Source organism: Nocardioides sp. NPDC047086 (assembly GCF_040643685.1).
GTDB lineage: Bacteria > Actinomycetota > Actinomycetes > Propionibacteriales > Nocardioidaceae > Nocardioides.
In genome coordinates, this window is sequence record NZ_JBEYUV010000041.1 from 36,085 (window position 1) to 47,150 (window position 11,066).

The 11,066-nt window shown below is 69.1% G+C and carries 10 protein-coding genes; 3 read left to right on the forward strand and 7 right to left on the reverse strand.

Annotated elements, in window-relative coordinates; translation table 11 throughout:
* Positions 1-75 precede the first annotated feature (75 nt).
* Positions 76-1,887 (reverse strand): TIM barrel protein, encoded by a 1,812-nt coding sequence (locus ABZ796_RS23615; RefSeq protein WP_357340248.1) that lies wholly within the window; start codon positions 1,885-1,887, stop codon positions 76-78.
* An 82-nt stretch (positions 1,888-1,969) separates the two neighbouring features.
* On the opposite strand from ABZ796_RS23615, the gene ABZ796_RS23620 reads away from it, so the two are divergent.
* The 3 genes from ABZ796_RS23620 (at position 1,970) to ABZ796_RS23630 (ending at position 5,008) form a co-directional block, all read left to right on the forward strand.
* On the forward strand, positions 1,970-2,593 hold the full coding sequence (locus ABZ796_RS23620; protein ID WP_357340250.1) for a TetR/AcrR family transcriptional regulator: 624 nt from the start codon (positions 1,970-1,972) through the stop codon (positions 2,591-2,593).
* 132 nt (positions 2,594-2,725) lie between these two features.
* Positions 2,726-3,586, forward strand: a complete 861-nt coding sequence (locus tag ABZ796_RS23625) for a shikimate dehydrogenase (protein ID WP_357340252.1) — start codon at positions 2,726-2,728, stop codon at positions 3,584-3,586.
* 90 nt (positions 3,587-3,676) lie between these two features.
* Complete coding sequence (locus tag ABZ796_RS23630) at positions 3,677-5,008, forward strand: MFS transporter (protein ID WP_357340253.1); 1,332 nt, start codon at positions 3,677-3,679, stop codon at positions 5,006-5,008.
* Between the two features lie 178 nt (positions 5,009-5,186).
* On the opposite strand, the gene ABZ796_RS23635 is transcribed toward ABZ796_RS23630, so the two are convergent.
* The 6 genes from ABZ796_RS23635 to ABZ796_RS23660 all read right to left on the reverse strand — a co-directional run bounded on the left by ABZ796_RS23635 (position 5,187) and on the right by ABZ796_RS23660 (position 10,947).
* The gene (locus ABZ796_RS23635) at positions 5,187-6,134 is read right to left on the reverse strand and encodes an RNA polymerase sigma-70 factor (RefSeq protein ID WP_357340255.1); all 948 of its coding nucleotides are present in this window, start codon (positions 6,132-6,134) and stop codon (positions 5,187-5,189) included.
* A gap of 91 nt (positions 6,135-6,225) precedes the next feature.
* Entirely contained in the window at positions 6,226-6,540 is a 315-nt protein-coding gene (locus ABZ796_RS23640) for a MauE/DoxX family redox-associated membrane protein (protein WP_357340257.1), read from the reverse strand.
* A gap of 8 nt (positions 6,541-6,548) precedes the next feature.
* Positions 6,549-7,757, reverse strand: a complete 1,209-nt coding sequence (locus tag ABZ796_RS23645) for an FAD-dependent oxidoreductase (protein WP_357340259.1) — start codon at positions 7,755-7,757, stop codon at positions 6,549-6,551.
* Positions 7,758-7,821: 64 nt separating this feature from the next.
* Positions 7,822-8,658, reverse strand: coding sequence for a phosphatidylinositol-specific phospholipase C/glycerophosphodiester phosphodiesterase family protein (locus ABZ796_RS23650; RefSeq protein WP_357340261.1), 837 nt, complete (start codon positions 8,656-8,658; stop codon positions 7,822-7,824).
* A 120-nt stretch (positions 8,659-8,778) separates the two neighbouring features.
* Positions 8,779-9,348, reverse strand: coding sequence for a Uma2 family endonuclease (locus ABZ796_RS23655; protein WP_357340263.1), 570 nt, complete (start codon positions 9,346-9,348; stop codon positions 8,779-8,781).
* A 324-nt stretch (positions 9,349-9,672) separates the two neighbouring features.
* Positions 9,673-10,947, reverse strand: coding sequence for a DUF222 domain-containing protein (locus ABZ796_RS23660; RefSeq protein ID WP_357340265.1), 1,275 nt, complete (start codon positions 10,945-10,947; stop codon positions 9,673-9,675).
* Positions 10,948-11,066 lie beyond the last annotated feature (119 nt).

An 11,066-nucleotide genomic window follows, 5' to 3' on the forward strand; every position in this document is an offset into this window, starting at 1 on the left:
CAACACGGTTCGTACGCGACTGTGTTGGTCTCGACACGCTCGCTGCGCTCGCGGCTCGACCGACGGCGGCGGGGGTCAGCCGGCCTGGCTGACCAGGCGGACGGGGGCGTTGCCGGCGCCGTAGCCGTCGTAGCGCTCGCGGCGCTCGACGAGCTCGAAGAAGACCTCGCCGACGGTCTCGGTGTAGCAGTGCAGGTATTCACCGTCGGCGTCGCGGTCGTAGAGCAGATCGAGCTCGCGCAGGGTGGCGACGAGGTCCTCGGGCAGACCGAACCGGGCGACCAGATCGTCGTAGTAGTTGCCCGGGACCTCGAGGGGTCGCAGGCCACGCTCCCGGGCGGCCGCGACGACGCCGATGATGTCGTGGCAGGCGAGCGCGATGTGCTGTGCCTGGCCCTGCTGCTCGGTCGGAAGCAGGTTGAGCGGAAGACGTACGCCGCCGGCCGGTGAGCTCATCACCTGGCTGCGGACGAGGCCGGAGGGACCGGCGACCTCCTGGGTCGGCTGCGGCGTCAGCGACAGGACGCTGGTGTAGAAGAGGACCGCCTCGTCGAAGCTGTGCCAGGGCTGGACCAGGTTGACGTGGTCGATCCGCGCGGCCCGTCGATCGGAGCGTGGCGCGCCGCCGTCGCGATGTCCTGAGCCTGTCGAGGGGAACTCGCCGATCCAGTCCTCCGCATGGGAGAGGAAGACCTCGGTGCCGTCGGGGGAGGTGAAGGCGCGCAGGGCCTGCTCACCGGCGTACGTCCGGCGGTAGACCGGCGGCGCCATCAGCCGTGCGGCGCGCTCGGCGGCCGGATCCGAGTCGGCGACGTCGAAGCCGACGGCGGCGATGTGTGGCTCGGGGGAGGCACTGGGTACGTCGTTGCACACGATCCGGGCCTCGCCCCAGGTCCACAGGCGGACCTGCTTGCTGCGGTGGCGGCCCCCGAAGCCGAAGCCGAGCTGCTCGAGCACCACCTCGACCCCGGAGGTGTCCTGCGCCTTGATCTCGACGAAGTCGAAGGCCTCCGGCGCAGCCACCTCGGGCAGTCGGGGGAGCGGTCCGGCAAAGAGGCCGGTCTCCTCGCCGAGCAGGTCGGCGGTGCGGTCGGCGAGCCAGCGCAGCGAGCGCTGGGCCTGACGAGCGGTGCGGACCGGGTCGGTCTGGCGGAAGGTGTCGTTGAAGACCTCCAGCGACAGCGGGCCGTCGTAGCCCGCGCGCAGGACGTGACCGAGGAAGGCCGGCAGGTCGAAGCTGCCCTCGCCGGGGAAGAGCCGGTGGTGGCGGCTCCAGGAGAGCACGTCCATGCTGAGCGCGGGGGCGTCGGCGAGCTGCAGGAAGAAGATCTTCTCGGCCGGGATGTCCTCGATCTGCTTGGGGTCGTGGCCGCGGGAGAGGATGTGGAAGCTGTCCAGGCAGATTCCGACGTTGGGGTGGTCGGCGAGCTCGACGATCCGCCACGAGCGGCGGTAGTCGTCGACGAACCGTCCCCACGCCAGCGCCTCGTAGGCGAGCCGGATGTCGTACGTCGCCGCGAGCTCGCCCAGTCGCCGCAGCTGTCCCGCGGAGACCCCGTCGTCATCGACGGTCGCGGTGTCGACGTTGCTGCAGACCAGCATCAGGTCCATGCCGAGCCGGCGCATCAGCCGGAACTTCGCCTCGGCACGGTGCAGCACGTCGGCGAAGGCCGACTCGTCGACGCCCTCCGCGTCGCGGAAGGGCTGGTAGAGGTCGAGGGTCAGGCCCAGCCGGGACGCCAGCGCCCGGATCTCCTCGGGGGACTGGGGGGCGGCGATGAGGTCGGGCTCGAAGATCTCGATCGCGTCGAAGCCGGCCTCGGCCGCGGCGTACATCTTCTGGACCAGGCCGCCGCTGAGGCAGACCGTGGCGATCGAGGTGCGCATGGTTCTCCGTTCGTCGCTAATGTACGAAACGGTACATACATTGTTGCGCCTTGGGAAGTGGGCCGTGCTCTAGGCTCGGGGCATGGTTCAGTCGCGTGATGCCGAACGTACCCGGTCCGAGCTGCTCGACGTCGCGACCGAGGTGTTCTCGGAGCAGGGCTACTCGGGCGCCCGGGTCGACGAGATCGCCGAGCGCACCCGCACCACGAAGCGGATGATCTACTACTACTTCGGCGGCAAGGAGGGGCTGTTCCTGGCTGTGCTCGAGGCTGCCTATCGTCGCATCCGCGACCTCGAGCAGAGCCTGCACGCCGGTGATCTCGAGCCGGTCGATGCGATCCGCCGAATCGCCGAGCTCACCTTCGATCACCATGTCGACCACCCCGACTTCATCCGCCTCGTCTCTGTCGAGAACATCCACCGTGGCCGGCACCTGGAGAAGGTCGAGTCGCTGCGCGAGCTCGGTGCCCCGGCCGCAAGCGTCCTCGACGAGGTCCTCGCCCGCGGCCGTGCCTCCGGCGAGCTCCGTGCCGACGTCGACGCCATCGACGTGCACATGATGATCAGCGCCTACTGCGTCTTCCAGGTCGCCAACAGCGCCACCTTCGGTTTCCTCTTCGGTCGCGACATGCTCGCACCTGACGTACGCGAGCGCCATCGGCGCATCCTCGGCGACATCGTCGTCGGCTGGCTGACCGCCGACTGACAGATGCGCCCGAAGCGCCCGTCCCGCACCACGGGGCGGGCGCTTTTGTCATGCGGGGGTTGACGAGTCGAGCGGAGATGTGATCCCCTTCACTCTCGTAACGTACTAGTTCGTACATTAAGGATCGCTCAGATGAAGTCTTCGTTTCTTGTCGGCCTGATCGGCGCGGGCGTCGGACCCTCGCTGAGTCCGGCGCTGCACATGCGCGAAGGGTTCGAGCACCGGCTGTCGTACGTCTACAAGACGCTCGACATCACCGATCTGGGGATCCCGGCCGAAGGCGTGGGCGACCTGATGAGGGAGACCTGGCGGCTCGGCTTCGACGCGCTCAACATCACCCACCCGTGCAAGGAGCTCGTGATCGAGCACCTCGACCGGCTCGATGAGACCGCGGCCCGGCTCGGTGCGGTCAACACCGTGGTCTTCACCGATGAGGGTGCGGTCGGCTACAACACCGACACGACCGGCTTCGGCCACGCGCTGCGTACCGGGATGCCGGGTGCCCCGATCGGCACCGTCGTGCAGCTGGGTGCGGGAGGGGCGGGCTCGGCCGTCGCGCACGCGCTCGTGGGCCAAGGCGTCGAGCGGCTGGTCATCGCCGACATGGACCTCGACCGTGCCCAGGCGCGGGTCGAGGAGATCCGGCGCCACCACCCGGAGAGCACCGTCGAGGCGAGCCACGTCGACAAGCTGCCGGCGCTCGTCCCCGACGCCGACGGACTGGTCAACTGCACTCCGGTCGGCATGGCCGACCACCCCGGTACGCCGCTGGACACGACCCTCCTCCGCCCCGAGCTGTGGGTGGCGGACATCGTCTACCGGCCTCTGGACACCGCGCTGCTGCAGGCGGCGCGTGAGGTCGGCTGCCGGACGCTCCACGGAGGCCACATGGCGGTCTACCAGGCCGTCGACGCCTTCCGGCTGATCACCGGCATCGACCCCGATGCCGAGCGGATGCTCGCCCACCTGCGCGAGCTGGCCGCGGCCGGCTGACCTCGCCCAAGAAATCGAAGAGCCACACATCCACAACCCCCCCCCACAGCCCGCGGTCAGGACCGCGGGACAGACCCCGAGGAGGACCCGATGGCGGGACCTGTCACCGAGAACCAAGAAGGCAAGACCCCGGTCCGGGCCGCGCTGGCCAGCTTCATGGGCAGTGCTGTCGAGTACTACGACTTCTTCGTCTTCGGCTCTGCCGCGGCGCTGATCTTTCCGCACGTCTTCTTCCCCAGCGCCGGCGATGCCGCGCTGGTGATGTCGTTCGCGACCTTCGCCTTCGCGTACGTCGCCCGCCCTGTCGGCGCGGTCTTCGTCGGTCACTTCGGTGACCGGATCGGCCGCCGCAAGGTGCTGCTGTTCACCCTGCTGCTGATGGGTGGCGGCACGTTCATGATCGGCTGTCTGCCGTCCTACGACCAGGCCGGCTGGATCGCGCCCGCGCTGCTGGTCTTCTGCCGGCTGCTCCAGGGGCTCTCGGCCGCGGGCGAGCAGGCCGGCGCCAGCTCGCTCACGCTCGAGCACGCCCCCGACGACCGGCGCTCCTTCTACACGTCCTGGACCCTCACGGGCACCCAGGGCGGCCAGATCCTGGCCGCGCTCGTCTTCATCCCGGTCGTCGCGCTGCCCGACGACATCAAGTACACCATCGGCTGGCGGATCCCGTTCTGGCTCTCCGCGATCGTGGTCGTGGTGGCCTTCTTCATCCGCAGCCGCCTCAACGAGACCCCGGAGTTCGAGGAGGCCAAGGCCAACAACGAGGTCGCCAAGCTGCCCCTCGCGGTGCTGCTGCGCGACCACTGGGTCGACGTGCTGCGGGTCATCTGCTGCGCCTTCATCGCGGCCGTCTCCACGGTCTTCGGCAACCTGGCCATCGCCTACGGTGTCGCGGTCGGCATGGTCGACTCGATCACGCTGTGGCTGGTCGTCGCGGCCAATGTCGTCGCGCTGTTCACCCAGCCGATGTTCGGCCTGCTCGCCGACCGGATCGGGCGCAAGCCGGTCTTCATCTACGGCGCCGTTGCCAGTGCGGTGATGATGCCGTTCTACCTGCTCTCGATGAGCCAGGGCAGCGAGCTGCTCGTCTTCGCGCTCGCGATCGTGACCTTCTCGTTCGGCTACGCGGCCGCGAACGCGACCTGGCCGTCGTTCTACGGCGAGATGTTCTCGACCCCGGTGCGCTTCTCCGGCGTCGCGATCGGCACCCAGATCGGCTTCCTGCTCGCCGGGTTCACGCCGTCGATCGTCACCGCGCTGGGTGGCGTGCAGGAGGGCGGCTGGGTCGTCACGGCGGGCTACACCGCGGTCGTCTGCCTCGTCGCGTCGGTCGCCGCCCTGACCGCCCGCGAGACCAAGGACGTACGCACCGCCGACCTCGGTCTGCGGCCGGCGCCGACCCCGCAGGGTGCCGTCGCCTGAGGGTCCCTCCGCTGGTCGAGCCGCGAGGCCGCCTGCGGCCGAGCGTGTCGAGACCAACACGGCCCCATAGAGCGCCGAGGGGACTGTGTTGGTCATCTCGACAAGCTCGATACAACGCTCGACACGCCTCCGCCTAGCGGCTCCGGCGGCTCGACCAGCGAGCGGCTCGACCAGCGGGTCACTGCCCGCGGCGGTGGCGGTTGCGGCGGCGTACGACGTCCTTGAGGTCTGCCACCGGGCCCAGGTGGCCCAGCTTCTCGGGGTTGGTGACCGAGCGGATCCGCTGGATCTGGCCGTCGAGGATGTCGAGGGTCCAGGTGCCGAGGATGGCACCGTCGGCGTCGCGGAGGATGGCGCCCGGCTCGCCGTTGAGCTCGCGCTGCTCGAGGCGGGCACCGATGGCCAGCAGCGGCGGCACCGCCGCGATCAGGATGCGCGCGGCCTTCTCCGCACCGAACCGGCCACCCACGCCACCGGCCACGCCACCACCGTCGTTGACGGTCTCCACATCGGCCGCCAGCAGCGCCTGGAGCTGGTCCAGGTCACCGTCGCGCAGTGCATCGAAGAACCGGCTGGAGAGCTCGACGCGCTTGCGCCGGTCGGCCTCGAACCGCGGCTTGCCCTCCTCCATGTGCCGCCGGGCCCGGGAGGCGAGCTGACGGCAGGCGGCCTCGGACCGGTCGACCGCCGCGGCGATGTCGGCGAAGCCGAAGTGGAAGACCTCGCGCAGCACGAAGACCGCCCGCTCCAGCGGGCTGAGCCGCTCGAGCAGCAGCAGCGCGGCCATCGACACCGAGTCGGCCAGCTCCGTCGCGCGCTCGGGGCTGGCGTAGAGGTCGGCATGGTCGTCGACCTGGGTGTCGGTCGGCAGCGGCTCGGGGAACCAGGGCCCGACGTACGTCTCCCGCCGCACCCGCGCCGAGCGCAGCACGTCGAGGGAGATCCGGGTGACCACGGTCGAGAGGTACGCCTTGAGTGAATCGGGCTCGGTCGAGGTTCCCTCCAGCCGGATCCAGGTCTCCTGCACTGCGTCCTCGGCCTCGCTCACGCTGCCGAGGATCCGGTAGGCGATCGAGAACAGCAGGGGGCGCAGCTCCTCGAACTCGATCTCGGTCTGTGGTGTCACGGTTGGTCCTCGTTTCCAGGCTCGGTCGACATCTTCCACCTTGGGACGAGACAGCGCCCGGGACTGTGACATCGCGGCCTCGATCGCGGCGTCAGCCGAGGCAGACGAAGAGCGCCAGTGCCGCGTAGCCGAGGTTGACCACACCCGAGGTGAGGCGGCGACCTTCGAAGTGGACGTGCGTGTAGGCGAGGAACATCAACACCGCAACCCCGGCTGCCCAGGTGCGGGTAGCCGGGACCAGCAGACCGATCCCGATCACCACCTCGGCGACGCCGGAGGCGTACACCGTCGCCCGCCTCGCCGGCCACCACTCCGGGACCAGCGGCTCTACCTTGGCGGGGGCGACAAGGTGTGCCACGCCGACGACGAGCAGGAGTGCGGCCAGGAGCCAGGAGACGACGGTCACGGCCAGGCTCAACGGCTCGGCTCGCTCACCAGTGGCGTGACCGCTGTCGCCCGGACGCGCCCGGCGCGCGAACGGTCCTTGAAACCGAAGGCGGATCCCGGCCGGCGTGCTTCCATCCCGAGCGCCCAGACCGTGCTGCGGCAGACCAGCTCCTTGACCTTGGCCGCCGGTACGCCCCGGATCCGGGCGGCGATCGCCGAGTCATCTCGTCGGGCGAGGTTCACCAGTCCCAGCCCGCGGCCGATGCTGATGCACTGGCCCACGAACCCGATGCTGACCGGCTCCGGGTTCGCGCCGGCGAGCCGGGCGAGCACCGTCTCCGCGGCCAGCGGCCCGAGCTGGTTGGCGGCCTGGCAGCTCATCCGGTACGCCATCCCTGACGGCGCCGCGGCATCCCCGGTCGCGATGATCCGGTCGTCGTCGACGCTGGTCAGGGTCTCGTCGGTGATCAGCCGGCCGAGCTCGTCGGTGGTCAGCCCGCTCGTCCGGGCCAGGTCCGGCGTAGCGAAGCCGGCAGTCCAGATCGTGACCTCGCTGGGCAGCTCGCGGCCGTTGTCGAGCCGTACGCGGCCTGCCAGCACCTCGGTCACCCGGGCGCCCTCGATGATGCCGACGCCCAGCCGCCGCAGGTCGCGCTCGGCCACTGCTCGGCCCTTCTCGTGCAGCCACGGACCGAGCCTCTCCCCGCAGATCAGGGCCACGTTCCGGCCGGCCTCGGCGAGCTCGGAGGAGACCTCGATCCCGGTCGGGCCGCCACCGACGACGACCACCGGAGCATCGGCGGACACCGCGTCCAGGGCCACCTTCAGGCGGGTCGCCTCCTCGTAGGTCGAGACCCCGAAGGCGTGCTCCGCGGCGCCCGCGACCTGGGTCGTGCCTGCGCTCCCGACGGCGTAGACCAGATAGTCGTACGCCATCTCCTGCCCGCTCCCGAGCGCGACCGTCCGCGATTCCGCGTCGATGGATCCCACGGTGTCGACCACCAGGCGCACCCGGTCGCTGAGTACGTCGGCGTAGGCCACCACGGCCTCCGAGGACCCGGCGGCCAGCTGGTGCAGCCGGATCCGCTCGACGAAGTGGTCGCGCGGGTTGACCAGGGTGATCGCGACGTCGTCGCGCTTGGTGAGCCGGTTGGCGGCCATCACGCCGGCGTACCCGCCGCCGACGACGACCACGTGGGGCTTGCTCAGGGGTTCGTTCTGCTTGTCGAGGTTCATACCCCTAGGACACCGGGAGCCTGCCGGCTGTGACAGCGTGCCGAGGCTCGTCAGCGGTCGTCGGTCAGGCTCGGTCGGTCAAGAAGGCGTCGAGGCCCTCGAGGTCGTCGGTGTTGATGTGGTCGACCCCGGCGTCCAGAAGCTCGCGCCAGACCGCCTCACGAGCGGCGCCGGCGGTGTCCGGAGTCGCCCAGAACCGCACCCGGTAGCCCTGCGAGTGGGCGTGGTCGACGATCTCGTGGAGGAGCCGGCGCTCGGTCTCGGGCATCGGACCGACGCCCTGCCAGGTGAACACCTTGGTCCAGTTGTCGCTGACCAGCGGCATGAGGGACGCGGGACTGCCGGAGTAGAGATCGCTCATCCGGCCGTCGTAGAAGCCGAACCGCTCGGTCCGGTTCCGCATCGTCTCCAGCGGCCGGTCACCGCTGATCACGGCCTCGACCGGGCCGTCCTTGACGGTGCCATCCTCGTAGCGGGTGAAGAGCTCCTCGTAACCGGCGAGCTCGTCCTCGACCGCCGCGTACGTCGCTTCACCGGTGTTCTTGATGTCGATCAGGAGCTGGAAGGTGCCGTCGTATCCCGGGTAGACGTCGCGTCCCCGGCCCTTGACGAGCCGCTTGAGCGGCTCGAGGTAGAGACTCTCCAGAGTCCGCGAGGGGTCGAGATCCACGGCATCGTGCGCGACCAGGAGCTCGCCGTCGACCAGCCACACGTCGGCCTCGACACTGGTGAACCCGCTGGCCAGCGCGTCGTAGAGAGGACGCTCGTGCTCGTAGTCGTTGTGGGCGTGAGCCTGTGGGTGCGGCGTGCCGAGCTCGGTCCCGCTCGCGGTCGCGGCGGTGGGGGAGAGGAACGCCGCGGCGGCGAGGACAGCGGCCAGGGAACGGACGAAGGTACGCATCAGGATCTCCATCGGTGAGGGTGGCCCTCAACCTGTCCTGGTCACGTGATGCGGTGGCAACCGGCGTACGACGGCCGCTTGAACTCCTCCCGACGCAGCACCAGCCCTCGCGGGCGGAGGTCAGCGGAGCAGATCGGTCAGATCGATCTTGACCGGGAACGGCACCGGCACGTCGAGCCGGTCGCGGAAGATCCCGATCGGGACGTAGGCGTTGGTGAGGTCGTCGCGCTCGTAGACATGGATCGCGGGCGCGCCGTCCTCGTTCTCGATCCGCCAATAATGGGAGATGCCCGCCTCGGCGTACTTCTGCGGTTTCACCGCCCGGTCACGGTGCTCGGACTCCGGCGAGACGACCTCGACCACCAGCACCACCGAATCGGCATCGTAGAACGAAGCCTGGTCGGGGATCCGCGCCGTGCTCACCAGCACGTCCGGCTCGGGCCGGTTGCGTCTGTCGAGCACCACCGTCAGCTCCCGATCCACCTCGAACCCGTCGGGAGCCTGCGCCGTCAGCGCGTTGGTCAAGGCGGTGACGAGGCGACTGTGCCAGCGGCGCTGCGGTGACATATTGAAGACCAGGGCTCCGTCGATGAGTTCGGTATGACGCGGCGCCTCGACGAGCATGTCGAGGTCTTCGGAGTACCAACCCTCCTCACGGGGAGGGTGCATCCAGTCGGGCAACGCGGTCATGCTTCGAGGATACCGCCTGATTCTTCTCGAGGATCGCGTAAGCGGCTGTTCCGCGGCGAGGGTGTGGTGCAGCGGATTCAGTTCGGTGCGTGCTTGGGGCTGGGTGGGTGTTCGCTCGATGCTGGAAGTCTCGGTTGGGTGAATCGGGAGCCGACGTCCCACCCGGCCGAACACTCCCCCCACTTCGGGAGGTTCCCCCCGGCTCCGGAGCAGGGGGAACGTCTTTGTCGGTGGGGAAGTCTCCGCACCGGTGGGGAAACACCTGCGGAAACGGGCGGGCTAGCACGGTCATGACTGACCGGCTTGAGTCGTGACCCTGCCGGTCTAGGGGCGGCGAGTGAATCGGATGGTGCCGTCCGGTAGTCGCTCATGAACGTAAGCCGGGTTGTGCGCGAGCCGGTGATGGTGCGGACACAACAGGGCCCCGTCCTTGAGATCGGTCTTTCCGCCGGTGGCCCAGGGGTCGAGGTGGTGGGCGTCGCACCACTCCGGTGGCATGTCACACCCCTCGGCTTGGCAGCACTTGTGCTGCAGCCGGAGTGCCTTGCGCTGGATCGGCTGGAAGAACCTGCTGCCTCGGCCGGCGTCGAGGACCTCACCCTCACCACCGAGCACCCAGGGGATGATGGTCGCGTTGCACGCCATCCGACGAGCCTCGGCCGCGGTGATGGTGGCCCCGTTGGTCTCGTCATAACCCAAGGTGGCAATGCCGAGGTCCTTGCGGAGCTCCTCGAGGCTGATCACCACGTTGACAGTGGTGGCATCGCCCCCGTGACGGGGCAGGCCGGCGGGGTCGATGGTCTTCAGCAGCCGCGAGAACCCCTGGCCCATCAACCGCTCCCACGGCGGCAACGGGCTGCCTTTGGCGACGAGCTGTTGTTTGCGGGGTTGGGCGTAGGCCTCGACGAGTCGTTTGAACCGCATCCCGATCGAGGTCGGGAGCACCCCGTCGAACCCGATGGTGCCGTCGTGGTTGTCCCACACCCGCAGCGCGGTCCTCTGCTGGGCGCGTTGTTCCTCGGCGAGGAGGGCTTTGGCTTCGGCGTCCTCGAACCGGGCCGGGTCGATCTCGACCAGTACCCGCTTCCCGGCGATCCGGAGCTCGTTCTCGGTCAGCTGGGTCGCGTAGTCGACCAGCAGCTTCTCCGCGAGGATCAGGTCCTCGGCACTGGCGACCGGATCGGCGTCGATCTTGTCCAACGCCTTGGTGATCACCCGGGCCTTATCCAGAGACACCACACCCTCGGCCAGCCTGGCGGCCACCAGGTCGTACTTGGCGACCCCGGCGGCGAGTTTGATCTGCGAGCGCGCCACACCCCTGTCCACCGACAACTCGGCCCGCATCCAGGCAGAGGCATCCTTCGCGCCGGTCTCCTCGGCGATATCACCGGCAGATGCGAGGACCCGCAGCTTCAGCGCGGCCTGCTGGGCTTGGAGTTTCTCCAGGCGTTCAAGCAGGTCCTTCTTCTGCTCGGTGCGCCAATAGACCGGGTCACTCGCGAGCAGGTCGTGGAGGGCGGTCTCGATGGCCTGCAAGGCAGCGTCGATCGCGTCGCCGGGGTTGGTACCCCAGTGGTCGATGTCGCGGCCGAGACTCATCGAATGCCTCTTTCAGAGGTGTGCTGTGATGGGTCTGATTCTACGCCTCAACCACTTCCCTGGCTATCTATTTCCCCAGGTCAGACACTATTTTCGCGGTGAGCGAACGGCGTCGCTTC